Annotated in this window: 25 protein-coding genes; 13 read left to right on the forward strand and 12 right to left on the reverse strand. The window is 60.0% G+C overall.

From position 1 onward, the window contains the following. The first annotated feature begins 222 nt into the window (after window positions 1-222). From HUS57_RS02165 to HUS57_RS02175, 3 genes are all read left to right on the forward strand, one after another. Complete coding sequence (locus HUS57_RS02165) at window positions 223-1,719, forward strand: leucyl aminopeptidase (protein WP_173931306.1); 1,497 nt, start codon at window positions 223-225, stop codon at window positions 1,717-1,719. Between the two features lie 11 nt (window positions 1,720-1,730). Continuing rightward, window positions 1,731-2,177 carry a DNA polymerase III subunit chi gene (locus tag HUS57_RS02170; RefSeq protein WP_246727706.1) on the forward strand — a complete coding sequence of 149 codons (447 nt, stop codon included), beginning with the start codon at window positions 1,731-1,733 and terminating at the stop codon, window positions 2,175-2,177. Between the two features lie 324 nt (window positions 2,178-2,501). Continuing rightward, the gene (locus HUS57_RS02175) at window positions 2,502-3,281 is read left to right on the forward strand and encodes an aminoglycoside adenylyltransferase domain-containing protein (protein WP_246727707.1); all 780 of its coding nucleotides are present in this window, start codon (window positions 2,502-2,504) and stop codon (window positions 3,279-3,281) included. A gap of 198 nt (window positions 3,282-3,479) precedes the next feature. Here HUS57_RS02175 and HUS57_RS02180 read toward each other — a convergent pair whose 3' ends face one another. The 3 genes from HUS57_RS02180 to HUS57_RS02190 form a co-directional block, all read right to left on the reverse strand. Further along, window positions 3,480-5,360, reverse strand: coding sequence for an ABC-F family ATP-binding cassette domain-containing protein (locus tag HUS57_RS02180; protein ID WP_173931308.1), 1,881 nt, complete (start codon window positions 5,358-5,360; stop codon window positions 3,480-3,482). Between the two features lie 139 nt (window positions 5,361-5,499). Continuing rightward, the gene (locus tag HUS57_RS02185; protein WP_173931309.1) at window positions 5,500-6,372 is read right to left on the reverse strand and encodes a hypothetical protein; all 873 of its coding nucleotides are present in this window, start codon (window positions 6,370-6,372) and stop codon (window positions 5,500-5,502) included. A 154-nt stretch (window positions 6,373-6,526) separates the two neighbouring features. Next, window positions 6,527-7,039 carry a DinB family protein gene (locus HUS57_RS02190; RefSeq protein WP_173932231.1) on the reverse strand — a complete coding sequence of 171 codons (513 nt, stop codon included), beginning with the start codon at window positions 7,037-7,039 and terminating at the stop codon, window positions 6,527-6,529. Window positions 7,040-7,225: 186 nt separating this feature from the next. On the opposite strand from HUS57_RS02190, the gene ndk reads away from it, so the two are divergent. Continuing rightward, window positions 7,226-7,648, forward strand: a complete 423-nt coding sequence (gene ndk / locus HUS57_RS02195) for a nucleoside-diphosphate kinase (protein WP_173931310.1) — start codon at window positions 7,226-7,228, stop codon at window positions 7,646-7,648. Between the two features lie 84 nt (window positions 7,649-7,732). Here the strand turns inward: ndk and HUS57_RS02200 are convergent, their stop codons facing one another. From HUS57_RS02200 to HUS57_RS02220, 5 genes are read right to left on the reverse strand one after another with little or no spacing between them, the layout of a single operon-like run. After that, the gene (locus tag HUS57_RS02200; protein ID WP_173931311.1) at window positions 7,733-8,203 is read right to left on the reverse strand and encodes a molybdenum cofactor biosynthesis protein MoaE; all 471 of its coding nucleotides are present in this window, start codon (window positions 8,201-8,203) and stop codon (window positions 7,733-7,735) included. 2 nt (window positions 8,204-8,205) lie between these two features. Next, window positions 8,206-8,457 (reverse strand): molybdopterin converting factor subunit 1, encoded by a 252-nt coding sequence (moaD, locus tag HUS57_RS02205; protein ID WP_173931312.1) that lies wholly within the window; start codon window positions 8,455-8,457, stop codon window positions 8,206-8,208. 3 nt (window positions 8,458-8,460) lie between these two features. Beyond that, window positions 8,461-9,069, reverse strand: a complete 609-nt coding sequence (gene pgsA / locus HUS57_RS02210; protein WP_173931313.1) for a CDP-diacylglycerol--glycerol-3-phosphate 3-phosphatidyltransferase — start codon at window positions 9,067-9,069, stop codon at window positions 8,461-8,463. A 53-nt stretch (window positions 9,070-9,122) separates the two neighbouring features. Then, window positions 9,123-11,108, reverse strand: coding sequence for an excinuclease ABC subunit UvrC (gene uvrC / locus HUS57_RS02215; protein WP_173932232.1), 1,986 nt, complete (start codon window positions 11,106-11,108; stop codon window positions 9,123-9,125). A gap of 2 nt (window positions 11,109-11,110) precedes the next feature. Beyond that, a complete protein-coding gene (locus HUS57_RS02220) occupies window positions 11,111-11,875 on the reverse strand; it encodes an SDR family oxidoreductase (protein ID WP_173931314.1) in 765 nt (254 codons plus the stop codon). A 327-nt stretch (window positions 11,876-12,202) separates the two neighbouring features. Here HUS57_RS02220 and HUS57_RS02225 point away from each other — a divergent pair, with 327 nt between their 5' ends. Further along, the gene (locus tag HUS57_RS02225; protein WP_173931315.1) at window positions 12,203-12,868 is read left to right on the forward strand and encodes an outer membrane protein; all 666 of its coding nucleotides are present in this window, start codon (window positions 12,203-12,205) and stop codon (window positions 12,866-12,868) included. Between the two features lie 56 nt (window positions 12,869-12,924). On the opposite strand, the gene HUS57_RS02230 is transcribed toward HUS57_RS02225, so the two are convergent. Together HUS57_RS02230 and HUS57_RS02235 are read right to left on the reverse strand one after the other, a co-directional pair. Next, entirely contained in the window at window positions 12,925-13,596 is a 672-nt protein-coding gene (locus tag HUS57_RS02230) for a ribonuclease (RefSeq protein ID WP_246727708.1), read from the reverse strand. A gap of 23 nt (window positions 13,597-13,619) precedes the next feature. Then, entirely contained in the window at window positions 13,620-14,045 is a 426-nt protein-coding gene (locus HUS57_RS02235) for a hypothetical protein (protein ID WP_173931316.1), read from the reverse strand. Window positions 14,046-14,275: 230 nt separating this feature from the next. Here HUS57_RS02235 and HUS57_RS02240 point away from each other — a divergent pair, with 230 nt between their 5' ends. The 4 genes from HUS57_RS02240 to HUS57_RS02255 all read left to right on the forward strand — a co-directional run bounded on the left by HUS57_RS02240 (window position 14,276) and on the right by HUS57_RS02255 (window position 16,892). Continuing rightward, window positions 14,276-14,758, forward strand: a complete 483-nt coding sequence (locus tag HUS57_RS02240) for a VOC family protein (RefSeq protein ID WP_173931317.1) — start codon at window positions 14,276-14,278, stop codon at window positions 14,756-14,758. Window positions 14,759-15,089: 331 nt separating this feature from the next. Further along, window positions 15,090-15,590: a hypothetical protein gene (locus HUS57_RS02245; RefSeq protein WP_173931318.1), complete on the forward strand. Its 501-nt coding sequence runs from the start codon at window positions 15,090-15,092 to the stop codon at window positions 15,588-15,590. Beyond that, window positions 15,580-15,981 (forward strand): phage holin family protein, encoded by a 402-nt coding sequence (locus HUS57_RS02250; RefSeq protein ID WP_173931319.1) that lies wholly within the window; start codon window positions 15,580-15,582, stop codon window positions 15,979-15,981. Before HUS57_RS02245 ends, HUS57_RS02250 begins: the two co-directional genes overlap by 11 nt. Then, window positions 15,978-16,892, forward strand: a complete 915-nt coding sequence (locus HUS57_RS02255) for a DUF3618 domain-containing protein (protein WP_173931320.1) — start codon at window positions 15,978-15,980, stop codon at window positions 16,890-16,892. The genes HUS57_RS02250 and HUS57_RS02255 overlap by 4 nt, the downstream gene beginning before the upstream one ends. A gap of 12 nt (window positions 16,893-16,904) precedes the next feature. Here HUS57_RS02255 and purN read toward each other — a convergent pair whose 3' ends face one another. Both purN and purM read right to left on the reverse strand, forming a co-directional pair. Further along, window positions 16,905-17,615 (reverse strand): phosphoribosylglycinamide formyltransferase, encoded by a 711-nt coding sequence (purN, locus tag HUS57_RS02260; RefSeq protein WP_173931321.1) that lies wholly within the window; start codon window positions 17,613-17,615, stop codon window positions 16,905-16,907. Continuing rightward, window positions 17,612-18,679, reverse strand: a complete 1,068-nt coding sequence (gene purM / locus HUS57_RS02265) for a phosphoribosylformylglycinamidine cyclo-ligase (RefSeq protein ID WP_173931322.1) — start codon at window positions 18,677-18,679, stop codon at window positions 17,612-17,614. The genes purN and purM overlap by 4 nt, the downstream gene beginning before the upstream one ends. A gap of 193 nt (window positions 18,680-18,872) precedes the next feature. Between purM and HUS57_RS02270 the strand changes: the two genes are divergently transcribed. The 4 genes from HUS57_RS02270 to HUS57_RS02285 all read left to right on the forward strand — a co-directional run bounded on the left by HUS57_RS02270 (window position 18,873) and on the right by HUS57_RS02285 (window position 21,986). Further along, window positions 18,873-19,421: a CDP-alcohol phosphatidyltransferase family protein gene (locus HUS57_RS02270; protein WP_173931323.1), complete on the forward strand. Its 549-nt coding sequence runs from the start codon at window positions 18,873-18,875 to the stop codon at window positions 19,419-19,421. A gap of 40 nt (window positions 19,422-19,461) precedes the next feature. After that, window positions 19,462-20,541, forward strand: a complete 1,080-nt coding sequence (locus tag HUS57_RS02275) for an AI-2E family transporter (protein WP_246727769.1) — start codon at window positions 19,462-19,464, stop codon at window positions 20,539-20,541. Further along, window positions 20,538-21,230, forward strand: a complete 693-nt coding sequence (hdaA, locus tag HUS57_RS02280; protein ID WP_173931325.1) for a DnaA regulatory inactivator HdaA — start codon at window positions 20,538-20,540, stop codon at window positions 21,228-21,230. Before HUS57_RS02275 ends, hdaA begins: the two co-directional genes overlap by 4 nt. Before the next feature lie 153 nt (window positions 21,231-21,383). After that, on the forward strand, window positions 21,384-21,986 hold the full coding sequence (locus HUS57_RS02285; protein WP_173931326.1) for a hypothetical protein: 603 nt from the start codon (window positions 21,384-21,386) through the stop codon (window positions 21,984-21,986). The last annotated feature ends 132 nt before the right edge of the window (window positions 21,987-22,118 follow it).

Below are 22,118 nucleotides of genomic sequence, written 5' to 3' on the forward strand. Positions count from 1 at the left end.
AAGCGACAGGTTCAGGAACTTGAGCTAAAAAACGTCCCCGATTCACTATGTGCCAACAGCACTAAGGAATTGGAAAGGGAAACGGTTAACAAGGCGCTACCACGGATTCGCCCCGACCATTGCCGAGAGGGGCTCTGTCGACTCACGATAACCCAACCTCTTGTCAATTTGGTTAAAACCGTCAAGATCATATCCCGCCCGAATTCTGGAACAGGACCTCCCATGACTGAAAAACCTACCGTCGCTTTCGCTAAGTTTGCCGCGCCGAAGAAAGGCAGCGTGATCGTGCTTGCGCCGGAAGGGGGAGGGCTCACAGACGCCGCAGAAGCATGCGATCCTGCCGGCATCCTGCCACGCGTTTTCGCTGCCGCTGAATTCAAAGGCAAGCTTGCCGCAAGCGTCGAGGCGCTGGCACCGCAAGGACCGGGTTACGACCGGCTTGTTGCCATCGGCACGGGCAAGACTGATTCGCTCAATGAGCAGGCATGGCTGCAAATCGGCGGGGCAGCGGCTGCGGCGGCGAAGAATGCAACGGAAGTGACCGTCGTTGCGGATATTGCCGGCGTCACTCCTACAGCCCGCAATATTGCATCCATCGGGCTTGGCATCCTGCTGCGCGCCTACAGCTTCGAGAAATACAAGACGCGCAAGAACAACAATGACGGCACCCCGTCCAAGGCAAAGTCGGTAAAATTCACCATCCAGTGTGCCGATCCAGCCGCCGCACGACGAGCTTTTGCCCAGGCGGAGGCCGTGGCCGATGGTGTGTATCTCGCCCGCGACCTCGTCAACGAGCCTGCCAACGTTCTGGGGCCGGTAGAGTTCGCCGCCCAGGCGAAAGAACTGGAAAAGCTCGGCGTCGAGGTCGAAATTCTCACCGAGAAAGAGATGCGAAAGCTTGGGATGAACGCGCTTCTGGGCGTTGCACAAGGCTCCTTCCGCCCCCCCCGACTCGCGGTAATGCGCTGGAACGGGGGGAAGGCGCGGGAAAAGCCCGTGGCCTTTATCGGCAAGGGTGTCGTTTTCGACACGGGCGGTATTTCCATCAAGCCTGCTGCCAACATGGAAGATATGAAGGGCGACATGGCAGGAGCCGCCGCGGTAACGGGTTTGATGCGCGCACTCGCGGCGCGAAAGGCCAAGGCCAACGTGGTTGGCATGATCGGCCTCGTCGAGAACATGCCGGACGGCAATGCGCAGCGTCCGGGCGACATTGTCACCTCCATGTCGGGGCAGACGATAGAGATCATCAACACCGATGCGGAAGGACGGCTTGTCCTTGCGGATATGCTCTGGCACTGCAAGGAAAAGTATCAGCCGCAGTTCATGATCAACCTCGCCACCCTGACCGGCGCGATACTGGTTGCACTTGGAAATTCCTATGCGGGTCTTTTCTCCAATGACGACCAGCTTTCCGAGCGGCTGTCGGCGGCCGGCAACGCGACGGGGGAGAGGGTGTGGCGGATGCCGCTTGGCCCGGAATACGACAAGCTGATTGATACGAAGAATGCAGACATGAAGAATACGGGGGGGCGCAATGCCGGCTCCATAACCGCCGCCCAGTTCCTGAAGCGCTTCGTGGATGACACCCCGTGGGCGCATCTGGACGTGGCGGGGACGGCCATGGCATCCCCGTCATCCGATATCAATCAGTCATGGGCTTCAGGCTTTGGCGTGCGTTTGCTCGACCGCCTAGTGGCCGATCATTACGAAGGCTGAGACGGGCGGCGGTGGAAGTCCTCTTCTATCACCTGACCGAATCGACGCTTGAGGAAGCCTTGCCCCCGCTCGTGGAGAAAAGCCTGGAACGGGGCTGGCGCGTCGGCATCCAGACGGCAAGCGAGGAGCGGCGGGACGCGCTTGATGGAAGGCTGTGGACCTATAGTGACGACGCCTTCCTTCCGCACGGCATCGACAGCGAGCCATACGCGGCAGAACAGCCAGTGCTGTTGACCACGTCGGAGGCTAACGTCAACATGGCGACCATCCGCTTCTTCGTCGAAGGAGCAGAGCCAGGATCGCTCCGCGGTTACGAGCGGGCGGTGTTCATCTTCGACGGCCATGACCTGGCACAGGTCGATGCAGCCCGCCAGCAGTGGAAAGCCATGAAGGCGGCCGGTCATGCAGTGACCTACTGGCAGCAGGGACCGAATAGGCGCTGGCAGAAAAAAGCGTAGATGTGAAGCGGGCCGCCCGCTGAAGTGTCATTGGTTACTGTTCTTGCGGATGTCTAGGAGGACGGCGATCCACAGGATCTTCGTCTTTTCCAGAGAATCTGAGACAGGGAACTTCGCCTTTTCGTCTCTTCAGCAGGGCTGATGACGATGCTGCAACAATGGCTCTGCCAAAAACCGGGAATCGGCCGCGCTTGAGGAAAATGAAGGAAAGAAGGACCGCTACCAGGTGCTCCTTTGCCCTCGCCGGTCCCTGTACCAAGTGAGCTCTAGGTTGGATGAAGGGTCGGGACGATCCATGATATACTCACTAGAACCGGCGCTGTAATGCGGGAAGAAACGGCACTTCATCTTGAGCAGGCATGGTCGGTGACGAAGACCATGCATACGCTTTTTCACGAAGCCCTCCTGGCTGTTTATCTGCACGGATCAGCGGTCTCAGGGTGCCTGCGCCCGCAAAGTGATATTGACCTTCTCGCCGTTATCGGCAGCCCAATGACTGAAGCACAGCGCAAGGGCCTTTTGTCGGCTTTGCTGCAAATCTCCGGTCGCTATCCTGCTCCAGTGGGCGGCCCGCGCTGTATTGAAGTGATGGTATTTCTGGAGGAAAACATCGCCCCGCCCGATTTTCCGGCGCGGGCCGAGTTCATTTACGGCGAATGGCTGCGAAGTGCCTTCGAAGCTGGCGAACTTTGCTGGCCCATATCTGATCCGGAGCACACGTTGGTGCTGGCACAGGCTGCAAGAGAAGCCTTTCCGCTGTTCGGTCCAAGCGCGAAAGCACTTCTGCCCAAGATCCAATCGGAGCATATCCGCCATGCCATGCGTGACGCGCTCCCGGCGCTCCTCCAACGGCTGAACGGGGATGAGCGCAACGTCCTGTTGACCCTCGCGCGGATGTGGCGGACGGCAATGACCGGCGAGTTTGTTGCCAAAGATTCTGCGGCGACGTGGGCAGCGGCTCGCATGCCGGAGCTGGAAGCGGTCGCGCTGAACGCCGCACACGAAGAGTACCTAGGAAAGGTCGAAGTCGATTGGGAAAACCTGCAAGCTGCGGCGCGCGAAACGGCGGCGTACCTTTACGAGAGGGTGTCAAAACTCCTTTAGACCAACGAAGGTTAGCTGCAGGAATCTAACGGTTTCGTGCCCGGCTCAATCCTGCTCGCCGATGTAGGAAAAGAAGATGCGATATCCACTCGGCGCGATGCCGCTCTGAAACGCATACCCGGATCGGCAGGTTGCTTCTCTAGTCGGACTCGGACTCTGGACGAAGAATCGATATTCACTTTTCCCTGGAACTTCTCCCTATTCCGCCATGCCTTCCTCATACTCGGTTGAAAGTTCCAGCCATTTTTCTTCATGAGAGGCAAGCATTGCTGACAGGTCTGACCGTTCCTTCGCGAGCGTGGAGATCCTGCCAGGATCCTTTTCATAGAGTGTTGGATCGACCATCTGGGCTTCGATTGCCTCGATGCGCTTGCGCGTGCGCTCGATCAATCCTTCAGTAGCCTTGATTTCTTTCGCAATCGGTTCCAAGGCTGCACGCCGCCGGGCCGCTTCACGGCGGCGGTCGGCTTTGGAGACTTTTTCCTCCTCGTCCTTCCGGGTGAGGCTGCGGCTTGGGCCGCCCGTCCTCTGCGCCCGATAGTCCTCCAGATCGCCGTCAAAGGGCGTCACCATTCCCCGGTCGACCAGCCAGAGACGGTCTGCACAAGCCTCGATCAGGTGCCGGTCATGGCTTATGAGAATGACCGCGCCATCATAGGAGTTCAGTGCCTCAACCAAAGCTTCGCGGCTGTCAATGTCGAGGTGGTTGGTGGGCTCATCGAGGATGAAGAGGTGCGGGGCCTCGAATGAAGCAAGCCCCATGAGTAGCCGTGCCTTCTCTCCGCCGGAAAGATCGCGTGCAGGCGTCTCCATCTTCTCCGTGGAAAGCCCGAACTGGGCCACCGTAGAGCGCACTTTTGCCTCCGGCGCATCCGGCATCAATCGTCGTACATGCTGCCGGGCGTCCTCGTCAGGCTTGAGCTCGTCAAGTTGGTGCTGGGCGAAGATGGAGACCTTAAGGCCCGGCGCGAGGGTCATTGTGCCCGCGCCGAGAGGAAGCTTTCCGGCAATCAGCTTGGCGAAGGTGGACTTGCCGTTGCCGTTGGAACCCAGCAGGGCAATGCGGTCGTCACTGTCGATGCGCAGGTTTAGGTCTTTAAGCACCGGCTTGCCCGGCTCGTAACCTACCGCACCCTTCTCGATAGCCACTATGGGGGAGGCGACGGGTTTTACTGGATCGGGCAAGCGAAAAGGAGCAACATTCTCGTTTATGGCAGCCGCAGTGGGCTGAAGGCGCGCGATGGCCTTCAGGCGTGACTGCGCCTGGCGCGCTTTCGAAGCCTTGTAACGGAAGCGTTCCACGAAGGCTTCCATGTGCTTGCGTTGTGCCTCCTGCTTGGCGCGCAACTTTTCCTGAAGCTCCATCTTCTCGGCGTATTGGCGCGCAAACTGGTCGTAGCCGCCGCGCCAGAAGGTGAGCTTCCTGTCCTGCAGGTGCACGATGGAAGAAACCGCCTTGTTCAGTAGGTCGCGATCGTGGCTGATGAGCAGAACGGTATGCGGATAACGCGCAAGATAGCCTTCGAGCCACATCGTGCCTTCAAGGTCCAGATAGTTCGTCGGCTCGTCCAGAAGCAGAAGATCGGGTCGGGCAAAGAGCACAGCGGCCAATGCCACGCGCATCCGCCAGCCGCCGGAAAAGGAGGAGGCGGGACGCTTCTGCGCCTTCTCGTCGAAACCAAGGCCGGAAAGAATAGCGGCTGCTCGGGCTTCGGCGGAGTGTGCACCGATATCTGCAAGCCGCGTCTGGATCTCGGCAATGCGGTGTGCGTCGTCCGTGACTTCCGCTTCGCGCAGCAGGCGCTCACGCTCGGCATCCGCCTTGAGCACGATCTCGATCAGCGGCTCTTCCGTGCCGGGTGCTTCCTGCGCTACCTGGCCGATGCGTGTGCCCTTGGGCATGCTGATGGAACCTGTTTCCGGGCTGAGATCGCCCGTGATCGCGCGGAACAGCGTCGTCTTGCCAGTACCGTTGCGGCCGACGAGCCCCGCCTTCATACCAGCAGGAAGAGTGAGCGAAGCATGCTCGATGAGCAGCCTCCCAGCGACGCGCAGGGACAGATCGTTGATGGCAAGCATGGCGTCGCGGTTTTGGCCGAGTGTGGCGGGGCTTTCAAGTCCTATGTTGCAAGCGCCCTTGAAAAGATGGTCTTGGAAAGAAAGACGGCCCGCGCAAGAGCACAGGCCGTTTCTTTTGATTTAGAGATGCTTTTTCAGCTCAGCGGCTGGCCATCTGCAACAGGCGGCAGAGTTCCACAAGGTCACGATCATAGGAGCCGGGCTGGGCGAGAATGCCGCGGCAAAGCTTCTTATTGCGCGTAAGTTCCGCTGACGACATGCCGCTGATGACGCCCGGAAGCCCCGCCCTTACGCCCGGACCGCCCGGGGTGCCGGGTCCGCCCGGAGTACCCGGTCCGCCGGGCCCGCCCGGAGTGCCTGGACCACCAGGCACGCCTGCATCGCAGTCGCCGGTGCAAACATCAATATCGGCAAGGCCCAGAATCCCCTGCCCGCCAAGCAGGTTAGCGCTCCCGCTGACTGGTGTGCCTGCCACATTGGCGCTGCTCCTTGCGTCCAGAAGACCGGCGCCACCGCCGACCGAGGCCTGGCCGCTCAGGCTTATGTCGTCATTGAGGGCGTTGCCAGAGAGGTCGACGCTAGCCAGGCTGTTGCCGCCGAACAGCCCGCCGAGAAGGCCGCCTCCACCACCATTGCCGCCAAACAGGCCGCCGCCTACCGACGCATTGAGGCTGCCGCTCGCAGCACCCCCCAGGTTCACACCGCCATCCACGCTGAGGCCGCCATCATCGTGCTGGCCTGCGCTGACGTTAGCGACACCAAGGTCCACGCCGGTGTTTCCGTTGTCGCCGCCGAGCAGGCCGCCGCCGCCGCCGAGCAAGCCGCCACCACCGTTGCCGCCGAGCAAGCCTCCGCCATTGCCGCCTACGACGCCGCCGACAGTTTCACCTATTCCGCCGACGACGCCGCCAACTGCTCCGCCCAGATCGAGAGCCGAAGCGGGCAGCGCTACAGACAGAGCCAAGGCCCCGCTGGCAATGGTTGCGAGAAGTCGGTTTTTGAGTTTCGGCATTCTGTTGCTCTCCCCTGTGATAAATATCGAATGCCGGATAATAATTATAAGTACAAAAACATCTATATATAACATCCAAGGATGGTTAATGACCAACTTCATAAATATATCGCATGTAGTATAATTTAATGTAAAAATTTAAATATCATGACTCTCAAGCGTATGGCTGACCTTCGGGCGCACGGTGGAAATAGATCAAATCGAGTGATGGCGGGCTTTTGCCGAGGACCGACAAGATCATGTGGGCCTGGCCGCGATGATGTGTTTGATGGTTGAAGAAGTGTGTCAGTGCGGGTGACAGGCGCTGGGAAATCGTCCTTGGAGCGACGACCGTCATGTAAGTGAACCTTCCCTTTAGAGCGGTTTCGTCAAGCCCTTTTACCCACCCGATAATACGTTTGTCCTCCGCTTCCCGGGCAAGCCGCAGGGCGGGCAGGGCATCATGCAGGATCGCGTCCAATTGTGACGGCGCCTCGCCTTCGCCGGTAAAGCGCCTCATCCAAATACGATCCGCCACCAGAATGTGGTTGAGCGTTCCCTTCATGGATCTGAAGAATGCTCCTGCGTCGCGGGTGTATTCTTCCGCCGTCAGTTGGGCGGCAGCTTCATAGAGTAACCTGTTCGCCCAACGGTTGTATTCGGCCATCATTGCGAAGTGCTGCTTCATGTCCCGTTTCTCCGGCCCATCCAAGGCGATCTGCATCCGGCATGTCGCCCATGAAAAGAAGTATACACGCTTCGGAAAGCACGATGATCAACTGGTGAACATCCGCTGTGTTGATCTGCCCTTCACAGTTGCGCCTTGCGGGGCTATAGACCGGCATCCTGAGTTCCCCGATATGAAGGACATGCGATGGCGATCGAACGCACCTTTTCCATGATCAAGCCCGATGCCACGGAACGCAACCTGACCGGTGCCATCACCAAGATGCTGGAGGATGCGGGCCTGCGCATCGTTGCGTCAAAGCGCGTTTGGATGAGCCGGCGTCAGGCCGAAGGCTTCTACGCCGTTCACAAGGATCGTCCCTTCTTCGACGAACTGTGCGAGTTCATGTCGTCCGGCCCGACTGTCGTGCAGGTGCTTGAGGGCGAGAACGCCATCGCCAAGAACCGTGAGATCATGGGTGCCACCAACCCGGCGGAAGCTGCCGAAGGCACGATCCGCAAGCAGTATGCAAAATCCATCGGCGAAAATTCGGTCCATGGTTCTGATGCTCCGGAGACTGCCGCCGAGGAAATCCGCTACTGGTTCTCCGAGACCGAGATCGTCGGTTGACGCATCACATCAGGCCGGCTTCTGCAGTTCGGGCCTGATACTCCAGGCGCTGGAAAAAGCCGGGGCGCTTGCCCTGGCTTTTTTTCATTCTCGCCAGCGCTCCAGCGCATTCTCGTCCTCCGCCTTTGCCGCCACCCAGCCTCCGCTCTCGCCGTCGGCCAGATGTTCCTTCTTCCAGAAAGGTGCGCGGGACTTGAGGTAGTCCATGAGAAAATCCGCTGCCTCCAGCGCCGCCCTGCGATGGGGCGATGCCGTCACGACCAGCACGATGTTCTCTCCGGGCATGATCCTGCCGAAACGATGAATAATGGTAAGGCCGGATAGCCCCCAGCGGGAAGCCGCCTCCCGGGCAATGCGGCCGATCTCGGCTTCCGCCATCCCCGGATAGTGCTCCAGCTCCAGAGCCGCAAGCCGCCCGCCTTCATCCCTGCAGCGGCCGCTGAAACTGACGACTGCGCCTATTTCCGGGCGGCCGGAAACCAGCCGGTCGATCTCGTCGGCGATCTGGAAGTCACCGGCCTGCACGCGCACGAAGGGCTCGCAGCCTGCCGTCATGCTCAGCCACCCGTCATGGGCGGGAAGAGGGCGATTTCGCCTTCGGCAGGCAAAGGCATGTCGTGGTCCACATGCTGGTGGTTTATCGCAACGCGGATGACATTCGGCTGGTCGAGTGCTGCGGCATACCCCTCGCCACGCCCCTTGAGCCAGCGCAGAAGCTCGGCCACCGTGGAAATTCCTTCTGGAAGAACCACGGTCTCTGAGTCCTTGCCGATGCGTTCACGCACCCATGCGAAATAGACGAGCTTCATGGCCTATTCCTCGATGATATGTTTCAGGCCCGCGCGGAAATAGTCATAGCCAGTATAAAGCGTGACAAGTGCGGAAAGCCACAGAAGAACGATTCCTGCCTCCGTGGTGTAGGGAAGCACCTTGTCGCCTGCTGGCCCCGCGAGCAGGAAGCCGATTGCGATCATCTGGATCGTGGTCTTCCATTTTGCAAGCTGAGTCACCGGCACGCTCACCTTCAGGGCGGCAAGATACTCTCGCAGACCTGAGACCAGGATCTCCCGGCACAGGATGATGATCGCCGCCCAGAGCGTCCAGCCGGCAATCGTCCGGTCCGTATCCGCGGCAAGCAGCAGTAGGCAAGTGGCCACAAGCAGCTTGTCGGCAATTGGGTCCAGCATCCGGCCAATATTGGAGGTCTGCTTCCAGATGCGCGCTATATAGCCGTCAAAATAATCGGTTATGCTTGCTGCAAGAAAAATGCCGAGCGCCGACCAGCGCGCAAAATCGCTTGATTGCAGCCGTCCTTCCAGGAAAAAGCAAAGAACGATCAGCGGCACCGCCATTATGCGGGCATAAGTAAGAAGGTTTGGAAGATTGAATGCGCGTTGCTGCTGCATGGATCGCTGGCTCATGGTGCATCAGTGAAAGCAGGAGGGCGGTGTCCGGTCAAGCATGTGCCCTGCGGCTAACCGCCCTCGTGAAAGTGATTGTAGATCTGCCGCGCCATCGATTCGGAAATTCCTTCCACCTCGGTCAGGTCTTCGACGCCGGCGCGACTGACTGCTTTCGCTGTACCGAAATGGTGAAGAAGCGCGCGCTTGCGGGTGGGCCCGATTCCCGGGATCTCATCGAGCGGATTACGCACCATCTCCTTCTTGCGGCGTGTGCGGTGGGAGCCGATTGCAAAGCGGTGAGCTTCGTCACGGAGACGCTGGACGAAATAAAGTACCGGGTCCCGCACGGGCAGGGAGAAGGGGGGTCGCCCTTCCATGAAGAATCGCTCGCGGCCGGCGTCGCGGTCAGCGCCTTTGGCGACGCCAATTGCCTTCACACGGTCGGAAATCCCCAGATCATCCAGAACGTCCCGTACGGCGGATAGCTGGCCCTGGCCACCATCGATGAGAATAACCTCGGGCCATGGGGGAAACAGGTCGCTTTCGTCGGCGGCTTCGTTCCCGTTTCCCGGAAGTCCTTCCTCCTTGATGAGCCGGGAGAAACGGCGTTGCATCACCTCGCGCATCATCCCGAAATCATCACCGGGGGTGATCTCCGTGGAGCGGATGTTGAATTTGCGATACTGATTCTTCACGAAGCCTTCAGGTCCGGCAACGATCATCGCACCGACCGGATTGGTGCCCATGATGTGCGAATTGTCATAGACCTCGATTCGCCGCGGTATGTTGTCGAGCCCGAAGGTTTCTGCGAAGGATGCAAGAAGCCGCGCCTGCGAGGAGGTCTCGGCGAGCCTTCTGGCCAGCGCTTCGCGCGCATTCTGCTGCGCATGGTCAGTAAGGTCCTTCTTTCCACCGCGCTGCGGCGCGGTGACCTCAACCTTGCGGCCCGCCCGCGCTGAAAGAGCCTCTGCCAGAAGGAGCTGGTCTTCCACCTCGTGTGAAAGCAGCACGAGGCGAGGGCATGGCTTGTCGTCGTAGAACTGCGCAAGGAAGGAGCCGAGCACCTCGGAAGGGCCAAGCGCCGGATCCGCCTTCGGGAAATAGGCACGGTTGCCCCAGTTCTGACCGGTGCGGAAGAAGAAGACCTGGATGCAGCTTTGCCCTCCTTCCTGGTGGATGGCGAAAACATCGGCCTCCTCAATGCCCTGCGGGTTGATTCCCTGATAGCTCTGCACATGGCTCAAGGCGGCGAGCCGGTCGCGGTAGAGAGCGGCACGCTCGAAATCGAGGGCATCCGACGCTTCCTGCATGGCAGCGGCGATTTCCGCCTTCACTTTCGATGAGCGGCCGGCGAGAAAATTCTTCGCCTCCTTGACAAGCTGCGCGTAATCGCCGGCGCTGATCTCTCCGGTGCAGGGGGCGGAACAGCGCTTGATCTGATAAAGGAGGCAGGGGCGGGTGCGGCTTTCGAAGACGGAATCCGTGCAGGTACGGATGAGAAATGCGCGTTGCAGGGAGTTGATCGTCCTGTCAACAGCACCAGCGGAGGCGAAGGGGCCGAAATAATCCCCGGGTCGGGAACGGGCCCCCCGATGTTTGAAGATGCCTGGGGCCGGATGATCGTCTGTCATCAGGATGTATGGAAAGGACTTGTCGTCGCGCAGGAGCACGTTGAAACGCGGGCGCAGACGCTTGATGAGATTGGCTTCCAGAAGGAGCGCCTCAGTCTCGGTCCGCGTGACCACGAACTCCATGGACGCCGTTTCGCGGATCATACGCTCGATCCGGTTGGAGTGACCGCGACCCTGGGCGTAATTCGCGACGCGCTTTCTGAGGCTGCGGGCCTTACCGACATAAAGCACGTCGCCGGACGCATCTATCATGCGGTAGACCCCCGGCGCGTTCGGCAGGCGCTTGACAATGGCCTGGATTACCTCCACGCCCGTGGCGTCGCTTTCCTTGCCCGCGCTATCCCAATGAATGCTCGCGCCGGAGAGGATCTCCTTCTCGGCAGCAGACGCTGAAGCTTTCTGCTCCGGCTTTTCCGGGCGAAGCATACTCATTGGTCAGTCCCGATATCGTCCGGCGTTTGCCAGGCAATGTGCTTGCCCCCGTCAAGCGCTATCATCTGGCCGGTAACGGAGGGAACGTCCCAAAGATAGCGAATGGTGGCGCCGAACTCTGACAGATCCGGTCCGTGACCAAGCGGCAGCGCCTTCGTCTCGCGGCGAAATCCTTCTTCTCCCTGATGCTTGTCGGGCAGGGTAGGGCCGGGGCCGATTGCGTTGACGCGGATACGCGGAGCAAGCGCCTGTGCCATGGTGCGGGTGGCGGTCCATAGCGCGGACTTGGAAAGCGTATAGCTGAAGAAACGCGGCGTCGGCTTCCATACCCGCTGATCGATCATGTTGACGATCAGGCCGCCCTGATCGGCCCCCAGGGCGCGCGCGAAGCTTCCCGCCAGAATGGCCGGAGCCTTCACATGCAGTGCGAAATGCCGGTCCCATACCTCGTCGCTAAAGTCCGTGACTTCATCTTCCTCGAAGACCGAGGCGTTATTGACCAAAAGGCCGATGCTCCCAATGTCTGATTCTGCCTCGGCGACGATCTCCCGCGTTCGTTCCGCGCAGGTTAAATCCGCCTGAACAATGCAGGCCTGCCCACCTTCCGCCTTTATCTGGTCAGCAAGCCGCTGCGCCTCCTCGCGCGACCTGCCGCAATGGATGGCAACTGAAAATCCATTACGAGCCAGGTCAAGCGTGATCGCCCGGCCGATTCGTTTTGCCCCGCCAGTGATGAGGGCGCTCTTGTTTTGTGGCCGCATCACCTATCCTTCGCTATCCTATATAGTTTCGAAAGGCACCATTCATAGACAAGGCAGCCACCAGCCTCCACCGGCATAGGATTTATGCATCGTTAACGGGCTGCCACCGGTTGTGACATTATAGCAACAATGCCATGACGAACGTAGGAGAGATGGCTGAGCTTTTCCATTCTAGCCATTTTGCGGCCATTTTTCGCCGCTTCCTTCGCGGGCCTGGCGGAACCGCACGGCTTCTTGAAAGTTAAAGTGCGGGTGGTTGGGGTAAGGAGGGGGCGTCGCCATTCGGCAAGCGTCCCATTATAGTTTATGTGCCTAAGGAGCTCACGAATGAAGGCCAACAGGAACTCTATTCTAGGCATCACAGCCGCGGCGTTCGCACTGGTAGCGATCCCCGCGCATGCTGCGGATGTTGTTTACGAACAGCCGCCGGCACCTCCGGCAGCGCCGATGCCTGTGGCGCCGGTCGCCACCTGGGCCGGTCCTTACGCCGGTGTGGCTCTGGGCTATGGCTTTGGGGGCGACACGGAAGTGGACCTGGTTCCCGGGGTTGAGATCGACACGGACGGCTTCGTCGGCAACGTCTTCGCCGGTTGGCAGGGCCAGTCCGGGACGTTCGTCTACGGTGTTGAAGGCGATATCGGCTGGAACGGCATGGATGGCTCGGATGCCGGCTTCGACACTGAAGCTGGCGTGGACGGCACGCTGCGCGCCCGCCTCGGTTTCGCTGCGACCGACGATGTGCTGATCTACGGCACGGCCGGTGGTGCGGTCGGACGTAACGAGGTGTCGAACGCCGTCACCTCCGATTCCCAGACCCACTGGGGCTGGACGGCCGGTGTCGGCACCGACGTAAAGCTCACTCCGAACAGCTTTGCGCGCGTCGAGTACCGCTACACCGATCTCGGCAGCGAGACCTACAATCTCGGCGCTGGCGACTTCGACGTTGACGCGACGAGCCACAAGGTTCTCGTTGGTTTCGGCGTAAGCTTCTAGACGCTGAAAAAACCTCCAGTCTGAAGCCGGGCCTCGCGCCCGGCTTTTCTTTTGCCCTATCGGGCCGGAGGAATGATAATTGTCTGACGGCGGCAGGACCGCTCGTCGATCTCGTTACAGGACCGGAAATCTAGCTGCCGGGTCATGCAGATGCGCACCTCCCGCAGGTGCCTGCCGTCGCAGGTCACGGCAATCCCGCCTTCATCCATGCCTGGATTTGCCGCAAGAAACAGAGCTTCCACCTCATTGGGATCGGCTTTGATAGCCACGTCGGCCACCTCAAGCTCGCCCGGGATTTCTATGCGCTCGCTCGCATTACGCAGAAGGGCCAGATATTCCCTCTGCGATAGTCCGGAGCAGGAGCCGTGCTTGCGCCACTGATGGCCGATGACGCCAACAGAGGGCATGATATCGAGGTAGGCCTCGGCGATGCGCTGGGGTACTCGGCTCGGCTCGGATGTCGGACAGAACTCTGGATATCCGCTTTCGTATTGCGGCCAGAGACCATGGACTACAAATGAGAATGGTTGCTTCCGCACACATTGTTGGCGATTGGCATCCGCACCCTCGGCGGCACAGAAGCTCGGCGACCAGGAGAGCGACAGGACGTAGAAATTGAACTCACCCGGCGGCGCGCCGCTTACCTGCGCTGTGGCAGGTAAGGCAGAGCCAAGGAAGAGCAAAGCCAGGCCAGCACGCCTCACTCCTGTCGCGAAATGGGTGAACACGTTCAGCCGGCCTGTCCTTCAGGTCAGCGGAGCACCCGGCATCCCGAATTGTAGACGTTCCAGCGGTCGAATCCTAACACGCAGAACTCCACATTGTCGCCGATCGAAGCGAAGCCCTGGCCGTACTCGATCAGAAACCAGATCGGCCTGTCGACGCCGTCGGTAAGCAGGACATTCGCCTGACAATAGCGCCTTTCTATCGGGCTGTAGGGAGTTGCAGGCTCATAGCGGGTCAGCCGCGCGCCGTAGAAATCGGCAATGCCGACATTCGGCAGATGGGGAACATGCGTGACCTGATGACGGAAACCGCGCTCGATGGCGCCGAGCACGCTGTGGTGCCCGCATATTGCGTCTTCCATTCCATAGATGAAATCGGCGGCACGTGCCTGCGGCACCGTGACTGCAAGCAAGGCTGAGATGAAGGCGGCGATGAGCGGCAGGCGTGCCATTTTTAAACCTCTGGTAAGAACCGGATCAGCTCCCACTTTCAGCCAGCCGCAGATTCGGGTCAAGATGCACGTGCGCGTTCTCCGCCCACCGCGCTTGCTGGGGCTTCTCACCGCCCATTCACGTCGGCGCATGTCGAGGTTGGGCGTTTGCAGAAAAAAGTAAACAGCGTGTCGGAAATGCAACCGCTCCAGCGTCTTTGGGCAGTGAACTCGAACAGGGAGGATGTCCCATGAAAGTGACACAGCATCTATGGTTCGAAAAAGGGATGGAGGACGCGGTAAGATTTTATACAGGGCTTGTTCCTGGTTCATCGCTTTCATGGGTCTCGACGGTTCCAGCCGATAACCCAAGTGGTCCCGCCGATGGCGTCAAGATTGCGGCCTTTACCCTCGGCGACCAGCGTTACATGGCGATTGAGGCCGGGCCGCTCGATCCGTTCAATCATAGCTTCTCGATTATGGTCGAGTGCGAATCCCAGGCGGAGATCGATCGCCTTTGGGAGGCTCTGAAGGAGGGCGGATCGGTGGAGCAATGCGGATGGCTCAAGGATCGCTGGGGACTTTCCTGGCAGATCACCCCCAGGCGGCTCGGCGAGCTGATGCGTGATGCTGACCGGGAAACGGCCAGGCGCGTCACGGAAGCCATGCTCAAGATGGTGAAGTTCGACATTGCCACGCTGGAGGCTGCGGCAAATGGAGAAACCGCCCGATAGGGCTCCAACTCGATCCTTTTGGGGACGCCCGGTCCGACTCCGGCGCTTTCTCCGCACCCTACAGTGGCTTTGACGGTTCTGCGAAAGATGCTGAACCTGGCCGATCCTGCCCTGCTCATCCTGTATTGAGGGTGCCGGCCTTGTCTGAGAGTAGGCAAAAGGCCCGCTCTCTGGCAAGTTTTTGCTCATCTGGAACTCGCAGCCATCCCGCTGGTTCGGCACTCGAACAGGTTTCAGGAGAGCCCCATGAATTCGATCATCTATCTCATCGGCCTCGTTGTGGTTGTCCTTGCGATTCTATCGTTCCTCGGGCTCGCATAGGAGAGTTGCCATGAACTCAAGGACGCGTTCCTCCAGCACGCAGAAGCCGGAGAACTTCGCATCAACCGCCGCAGGCGCGCCATTTACTGCGGCAAGCGAGATGGGGAGCGACGTAAAGACCGAAGCATTGCAGCAGGCCGGCCAAGTCCAGAAGACTACCTCCGAAAGCATGCGCGCATTCGCCGAGGCCATCCGCAACGCCAGCAATGACCTTTCAGAGAAGGACCAAGGAGCCGCGGCGCAGCTGCTTGCCCAGGCTGCGGGTGGGCTTGAACAGATATCCAATGCAGTAGGGAGGAAGAAGCTCGACGAAATCGTGGACGACGTCCGCATGTTCGGGCGCCAGCATCCAGGCGCCTTCATGCTTGGTTCGGCTCTCGTCGGGTTTGCTCTTGGCCGTTTCGCTCAAACCACCGTCGCTGATGCGCGGCAACCGGATGGAACGGAAATGAGCACCGCGGCGGCCTCCGTTGCTCAGGAACAGGAATCCGGAGGAAGCTATGAGCACTAATACGAATGAAGACCAGCGTGGCATTACGACTCTGGTGACCGATCTTGCCGATCAGGCTGCGACGCTTGTGCGAACGGAGTTTCGCCTTCTGCGTGCGGAAATGTCTGAAAAACTAGAGCAGGTGCGGAACGGGGGCTTGGAGATCGTCGCCGGAAGCATTTGCCTTCTAGCGGCTCTCCTGGTGCTCTTGCAGGCACTCGTCGTGGCCCTCGCTGAGCTTGGACTTGGGATGGCCTGGTCGTCCCTGATCGTCGGTGTCGTGGTGGCAATCATCGGGTTCGTGCTCGTCCGGATGGGTACATCGAACATCTCGGCGACCAATCTCACGCCCGAACGGACGCAGGAGCAGCTTGCCAAAGATACCCGCGCAGTGAAGGAACAGATCAGATGACCGAGAAAACATCAGCGGAACTGGAGCGGGAAGCCGAGTTCGCCCGCTCAAGAATGACGGAAACTGCCGAATCGCTTCAAAGGAAACTTTCCCCGGGACAGATCGTCGACGAGCTGAGTGCATATTTCCGCAACTCGGACGGTCGGGTGGCCCTTGATAATTTGAAGACGCAGGTGCGGGATAATCCCCTGCCGCTTGCCCTTATCGGCGCCGGGGTCGCGTGGCTCCTTCTAGGCAACGGTACCGCAGGTGCGCGGAGGGACTCGAACCGGGGAACCGAGCGGGACATGGCCGGCGGTGAACCTTACGGCATGAGTGGCGCTGAAATCTGGGAGGGGGCATCCGGCATTGATGCTCCGGATGCAGGGCCCAGCATCGCCGGCTATGATAACAGCAGCATCTCCGAGGGCACCGGAAACTCTCTGGGCGACAAGGTTGGATCGGCCTACAGTTCTTCGAAAGAGGCCGCATCATCGGCCGCAAATAGTCTTGGCGAAGGGCTGCGCAGGGCTGGCGAGGCTGGCCGCCGTGCGACGGGCCAGATGCGCGGAGCAGGCACCCGCGCGCAGAGCATGGTAAGCGATGTATTGGAACGGGAGCCATTGATTCTTGGCGCATTGGGCGTGGCAGTCGGCGCGGCTGTCGGTGCAATGCTGCCGAGAACGCAGGCTGAAGCGGAATATCTTGCGCCCTATGGCAAGAAAGTGCGTGAAAACGCCAAGAACGCCATGGATCGCGGGGTTGAGCAAACCCGGAGCGCTGTATCAGCAGCTATGGAGAGCCTCAGCTCACAGGAGGATGCGGACGACCCGGGTCAGCGCCTTGCCGATACTCCGTCGCAGCGCGATCAATCATCTGCCAGGGCTGGCTCGCAAGCCGACGTGTCCAGCGAGCCCCGCAAAGGACGGTAAGGCACCGGAGCGTCAGGGCGTGCGTCGCGCAAGGTCTTCCAGATCCAGCGAGGCTTCCGCAGGAGAAGGAATGATGAGATGTGCACGTTCTGTCCAACCTATGTCCGCGGTTGCTGCGTAAATGGTTCTGCCGCCTTTTATGCGAGCCTTCCCGGACGCGACTAACGCCAGCGCCAGCGGATAAAGCTGGTGTTCCTGTTCGAGCACGCGCGCTGAAAGAGTGTCTTCCGTGTCGCCGGGTAATACGGGGACAGCGGCCTGGGCGATGATGGGCCCTGAATCCATCTCGTGTGTGACGAAATGCACCGTGCAGCCATGTATGCGCATACCGGATTGGAGCGCGCGCCGATGGGTGGAAAGGCCGGGAAAAAGGGGCAGGAGCGACGGGTGGATATTGAGCATCCGGCCTTGCCAGCGTTCTACAAAACCGGCGGAAAGAAGACGCATGAAGCCGGCGAGGCATACAAGCTCTGCCCGGCTTGCGGCAAGCGCCTCTTCGATAGCCTTTTCGTGTGCCGCCTTATCTGGGAAATCGGCGCGCGGCACGGCCACTGAGCGGATGCCTGCAGCAGAAGCTATGCGCAATCCCGGCGCATCCGCCTTATCGCTTATCACCGCGGCTATTTCGGCAGGATATCCGGTGTCCTCGGCTGCGCGGATGAGCGCCCCCATATTCGAGCCGCGGCCCGAAATCAGGATTGCCACCTTCTTCCTTTGCCTCATAGGTCGAGCGCTCCCCGGTAGATCACTCCCTTGTCACGGCGCGGAACGATGCGGCCAAGCGTTTCCACGTGCTCGCCGGCCTTCTGCAGCACGGCGGCCACCTGGGCGGCCTGACCCGAAGCAACCACGGCGATCATGCCGATCCCGCAATTGAAAGTACGCAGCATCTCCGTCTTCTCCACGCCGCCCTGTTCGGCAAGCCAGGAGAAGACAGGCGGCACTTCCACCTTGTCCAGATCAATTTCAGCGGCGAAAGCCTTTGGAAGCACGCGAGGGATATTCTCCGTGAACCCGCCACCCGTGATGTGGGCCAACGCTTTCACGCCATGCGTGCCGGTGATCGCTGCAAGGATGGACTTCACATAGATGCGCGTCGGCTCCAGAAGCGCCTCGCCAAGTGTCTTGTCCTGCTCGAAAGGGGCCGGGTCGTTCCAGGAAAGGCCGCTGCCTGCCACGATCTTGCGCACGAGGGAGAAACCATTCGAGTGAAGGCCTGAGGAGGCGAGGCCGAGTATCATGTCCCCTTCGACAATGTCATTGGTGGGGAGAAGAGTGCCCCGCTCTGCGGCGCCTACTGCAAAGCCGGCAAGATCATAGTCGCCGTTCGCATACATGCCTGGCATTTCTGCCGTTTCGCCGCCGATAAGCGCGCAGCCGGCGAGCCGGCAGCCTTCTGCAATTCCCGAGACGATCGCCTCGCCCTGGACGGCGTCGAGCCTGCCGGTCGCGAAATAATCGAGAAAGAAGAGGGGCTCTGCCCCCTGCACGACGAGATCGTTGACGCACATGGCAACCAGGTCGATGCCGACCGTATCGTGCTTTTCCGCTTCTATGGCCACCTTCAGCTTGGTGCCCACGCCGTCATTGGCGGCAACAAGCACGGGATCGGAAAAGCCTGCCGCCCTCAGATCGAAAAGGCCGCCAAAGCCGCCAATCTCGCCATCGGCTCCCGGCCTGCGCGTTGAGCGCACCAGCGGTTTGATTCGTTCCACGAGTTCGTTGCCTGCATCTATATTCACGCCTGCATCGGCGTAGGAGAGGCCGTTATTCGGTTTTTTTGTCATGGCGTCTTCTGCTGGGGCTTCATCCCCGGGCTATTGGCATGAAGGCGGGGCCGCTGCAAGGAGTGTTGCCGTCGTCACACAGCCTCCTTCCTTGGCTGCTGAAGCAGCGCTTGCCTCTTGCAGCTCCAGGCGGGGCCGGCCATCTATAGCCCGCGCTCTTGGGTATGGGTATAACAGGGGCCAGGAGAAACGATTGACCATTCCCAATTTTATCACGCTTCTGCGCTTCCTCCTTGTCCCTGGGGTAGTGTTCGCACTGCTTTCGGCAGAGGTGAAGTGGGCATTCGCGGGCTTCGTCGCTGCGGCGGTTTCCGACGGGGTGGACGGCTTTATTGCCCGCCAGTTCAACCAGCAGAGCGAGCTGGGTGCCTATCTCGACCCGGTGGCCGACAAGCTTCTGCTCGTCTGCGTCTTCGTGGTGCTGGGCTTCATGAACCACCTGCCGCTCTGGCTGGTAATCGCGGCGGTCTCGCGCGATGCGCTGATTGTAGGCGGGGTTGTGCTATCCACCATTGTCGGCAATCCTGTACCGATGAAGCCTCTTCTGGTCTCCAAGGCCAATACGCTTGTGCAGCTTCTTCTGGCTGCCTTTGTGCTTGCGACGCTTTCCTTCTCTTTCTCTTTCGGTCCTGTCTATTGGGGGCTTGTCTACCTTTCCGGCCTCTTGACCGTGGCTTCCGGCGCGGCCTATCTCGTGGGTTGGATCAAGCATATGGGCGGCTATGTCGGCATCGGCGACTGACGAGACGAAGGCCGAAGAAGGCGCACGGCGCCGGGCCCTCATGCGGCAGGCAGTGTTCTGGCTGCTGGCGGCCGCGTTGCTTGTCCTTTTCCTCTACGTCTTCAGCGCCATCCTGCTCCCGTTTCTGGCCGGCATGGTGCTGGCATATTTTCTCGATCCGGTAGCCGACAGGCTACAGCGTCTCGGGCTGTCGAGGCTCGCTGCAACCATCGTGATCCTGATTGTCTTCATCGTCATCCTCACCCTTGCATTGATGGTGCTGATCCCAGTGCTCGGCAATCAGCTCGCAGAATTTGCAAGCCGCCTGCCAGAATATCTGAGCCGCCTTCAGGAAATGATGCACGAACTTGATCCGGGCTGGTTCGAGGGCGTGGTGGGTTCTGAACCGGATGCGCTGCGCGATAATCTTTCCACCCTGCTCGGCCAAGGTGCGAGCTTCGTTGGCACGCTGTTCCGCTCCGTATGGAGCTCCGGGATCGCGCTGGTCAACGTGGTCAGCCTTTTCATCGTCACCCCGGTAGTGGCCTTCTACATGCTGCTCGATTGGGACCGCATGATTACCACCGTTGATGACCGCGTGCCGCGCGAGCACCTGGAAACAGTGCGCCAGATCGCGCGCGACATCAATGCGGCGACGGCGGGCTTCGTTCGAGGGCAGGGCACGTTGTGCCTGATCCTTGGCGTCTTCTACGCCACAGGATTGACCCTGGTGGGGCTGAATTTTGGACTTCTTATCGGCATATTCGCCGGCCTGATCAGCTTTATCCCCTTTGTGGGCTCGTTCATGGGGCTAGCGCTTTCCGTTGGCGTGGCGCTCGTGCAGTTCTGGCCGGAATGGTACTGGGTCGTGGCGGTGGCTGCGATCTTCTTCTCCGGCCAGTTCGTCGAGGGCAATATCCTACAACCGCGGCTGGTGGGGGCCAGCGTGGGGCTGCATCCGGTCTGGCTCATGTTTGCACTTTATGCTTTTGGTTATCTTTTTGGCTTTGTAGGGATGTTGGTGGCGGTGCCGGCGGCAGCGGCCATTGCTGTTCTGGTACGCTTTGCGATCGGGCGCTACATGGCCTCGCCCTTTTTTAGTGGAGCCAGACCCTCCGAAGGGGACAGCGGGCAGCCATGAGGGAGAAGCAATTGCCCCTGGACCTGTGCCATCAGGAGGGGCGTTCGCGTGACGATCTGGTGGTTACGCCAGCCAATGAAGCCGCAGTCGGGTTGATCGAAAGTTGGCCGCGCTGGCCGGCTCCAGTGGTCATTCTGGTGGGGCCGAAAGGTTCCGGCAAGACCCATCTGGCCGAGATTTGGCGCGAGCTCTCCGGGGCTGTACCGCTTGCGGTGAATGCCCTCGGACCTGAGGCGTTGGCTGCAGCCGAGGGCGGTCCGGTCCTCATCGATGGCGCTGATATGAAGGAACGCGACGAGAGGGGGCTGTTCCATCTGATCAACACGACAAGAAGCGCCCATTCACATCTTTTGATAACGGCGAGCAGTCTTCCGGCGGCATGGGGGGTGGCGCTTCCCGATCTGCTTTCCCGCCTGCGCGCCGCCGCCACGGCGCAGATTGGTGCTCCCGACGAAATGCTGCTCAGCGGGGTACTCATCAAGCTTTTCGCGGATAGGCAGGTCGTCATCGAGCCACATGTCGTGCAGTTCGTGGTACGCCGCATCGAGCGGTCGCTTTCCGCGGCGCGCGCTGCGGTGGAGAGGCTCGATAGGATCGCGCTTGAACGCAAGACCAGAATCTCGCGGGCCCTTGCAGCAGAAGTGATTGGCTCAGCGGGAACCAAAATTAATTCCGGCGAAGTAGACTGACCGAATGTTGCGGGACGAATGGGCTCCTTCAACGGCAATCAACCCTGGGCACGACGGGAAAACCTGTTTTTCCAGGGAACCTGAGGCCCGATCGATGGTTCGTCTTCCTGTGTACCAGATGCACGAAACAACATTGATCGGGAGATTTTGATCATGACCAGTCTTCTCAAGACCACGGTTGGGGCACTGGCGCTTTTGGGTGGCGCAGGCATAGCTTTGGCCCAATCGGGTTCTGGCTCGCTGTCAACGGGCGGCATGCCCGCAAGCATGACATGCGCCGATATTGTCGACCTTGACAGACAGCAAGCAGAACAGAGGCTTTACTTCCTCGCCGGCTACCAGGCCGCACAGCAAAGCTCGGGAACCGATACGGCAAGTACTGCCACGGGCAGCGCATTGAGCGGGTCGGACACTGCTTCGGCAGGTTCAGACACCAGCTCCCCCATAGGCACGGATGAAGAGGCCACCACAGCCATGGGTGCCGAGGAACAGGAAACGAACACCACGGCGTCCAGTGATCTGGACACCAGCGCCGACACTGGCACCGACACTGGCACCGACATGGCGTCGGACATGACTGAAGACGATTCGTCTGCGGGCACCGATCCTACCACTACGGCCGGCACGCCCAGCGGCACCTCCGCCGGAGGGTTTATGGATATTCCTGTAGAGACCGTGATGACGGAATGCGAGAACAATCCCGATTCGCTGGTGATGGATATCCTGAGTCAACAGCAGGGCGGCTCCCTCCAGTAAGCCATACTCAAGCGTCATCCGAGCACCCGCCGCGCTCGCGGCGGGTGCTTTTTTATTGCGTTGTGGGCTGACTGTCGTGCACCGCGGCCTTGCTAAGCGCGCCGGTTTGTTCCACATGAGGGGTAGGCAGCC

It is taken from the genome of Chelativorans sp. Marseille-P2723, assembly GCF_902809845.1.
Lineage (GTDB): Bacteria > Pseudomonadota > Alphaproteobacteria > Rhizobiales > Rhizobiaceae > Chelativorans.

What these genes read in the sequence shown, in the direction of transcription:
- purM (WP_173931322.1), bottom strand. Translation starts at nt 18,679, where the DNA reads ATGACAAAAAAACCGAATAACGGCCTCTCCTACGCCGATGCAGGCGTG.
- HUS57_RS02235 (WP_173931316.1), bottom strand. Translation starts at nt 14,045, where the DNA reads ATGGCACGCCTGCCGCTCATCGCCGCCTTCATCTCAGCCTTGCTTGCA.
- HUS57_RS02240 (WP_173931317.1), top strand. Translation starts at nt 14,276, where the DNA reads ATGAAAGTGACACAGCATCTATGGTTCGAAAAAGGGATGGAGGACGCG.
- HUS57_RS02275 (WP_246727769.1), top strand. Translation starts at nt 19,462, where the DNA reads ATGCGGCAGGCAGTGTTCTGGCTGCTGGCGGCCGCGTTGCTTGTCCTT.
- HUS57_RS02200 (WP_173931311.1), bottom strand. Translation starts at nt 8,203, where the DNA reads ATGACGGCAGGCTGCGAGCCCTTCGTGCGCGTGCAGGCCGGTGACTTC.
- uvrC (WP_173932232.1), bottom strand. Translation starts at nt 11,108, where the DNA reads ATGCTTCGCCCGGAAAAGCCGGAGCAGAAAGCTTCAGCGTCTGCTGCC.
- HUS57_RS02175 (WP_246727707.1), top strand. Translation starts at nt 2,502, where the DNA reads ATGCGGGAAGAAACGGCACTTCATCTTGAGCAGGCATGGTCGGTGACG.
- HUS57_RS02190 (WP_173932231.1), bottom strand. Translation starts at nt 7,039, where the DNA reads ATGAAGCAGCACTTCGCAATGATGGCCGAATACAACCGTTGGGCGAAC.
- HUS57_RS02220 (WP_173931314.1), bottom strand. Translation starts at nt 11,875, where the DNA reads ATGCGGCCACAAAACAAGAGCGCCCTCATCACTGGCGGGGCAAAACGA.
- ndk (WP_173931310.1), top strand. Translation starts at nt 7,226, where the DNA reads ATGGCGATCGAACGCACCTTTTCCATGATCAAGCCCGATGCCACGGAA.
- HUS57_RS02185 (WP_173931309.1), bottom strand. Translation starts at nt 6,372, where the DNA reads ATGCCGAAACTCAAAAACCGACTTCTCGCAACCATTGCCAGCGGGGCC.
- HUS57_RS02180 (WP_173931308.1), bottom strand. Translation starts at nt 5,360, where the DNA reads ATGCTTGCCATCAACGATCTGTCCCTGCGCGTCGCTGGGAGGCTGCTC.
- HUS57_RS02285 (WP_173931326.1), top strand. Translation starts at nt 21,384, where the DNA reads ATGACCAGTCTTCTCAAGACCACGGTTGGGGCACTGGCGCTTTTGGGT.
- HUS57_RS02255 (WP_173931320.1), top strand. Translation starts at nt 15,978, where the DNA reads ATGACCGAGAAAACATCAGCGGAACTGGAGCGGGAAGCCGAGTTCGCC.
- hdaA (WP_173931325.1), top strand. Translation starts at nt 20,538, where the DNA reads ATGAGGGAGAAGCAATTGCCCCTGGACCTGTGCCATCAGGAGGGGCGT.
- moaD (WP_173931312.1), bottom strand. Translation starts at nt 8,457, where the DNA reads ATGAAGCTCGTCTATTTCGCATGGGTGCGTGAACGCATCGGCAAGGAC.
- pgsA (WP_173931313.1), bottom strand. Translation starts at nt 9,069, where the DNA reads ATGAGCCAGCGATCCATGCAGCAGCAACGCGCATTCAATCTTCCAAAC.
- HUS57_RS02225 (WP_173931315.1), top strand. Translation starts at nt 12,203, where the DNA reads ATGAAGGCCAACAGGAACTCTATTCTAGGCATCACAGCCGCGGCGTTC.
- HUS57_RS02165 (WP_173931306.1), top strand. Translation starts at nt 223, where the DNA reads ATGACTGAAAAACCTACCGTCGCTTTCGCTAAGTTTGCCGCGCCGAAG.
- HUS57_RS02245 (WP_173931318.1), top strand. Translation starts at nt 15,090, where the DNA reads ATGAACTCAAGGACGCGTTCCTCCAGCACGCAGAAGCCGGAGAACTTC.
- purN (WP_173931321.1), bottom strand. Translation starts at nt 17,615, where the DNA reads ATGAGGCAAAGGAAGAAGGTGGCAATCCTGATTTCGGGCCGCGGCTCG.
- HUS57_RS02250 (WP_173931319.1), top strand. Translation starts at nt 15,580, where the DNA reads ATGAGCACTAATACGAATGAAGACCAGCGTGGCATTACGACTCTGGTG.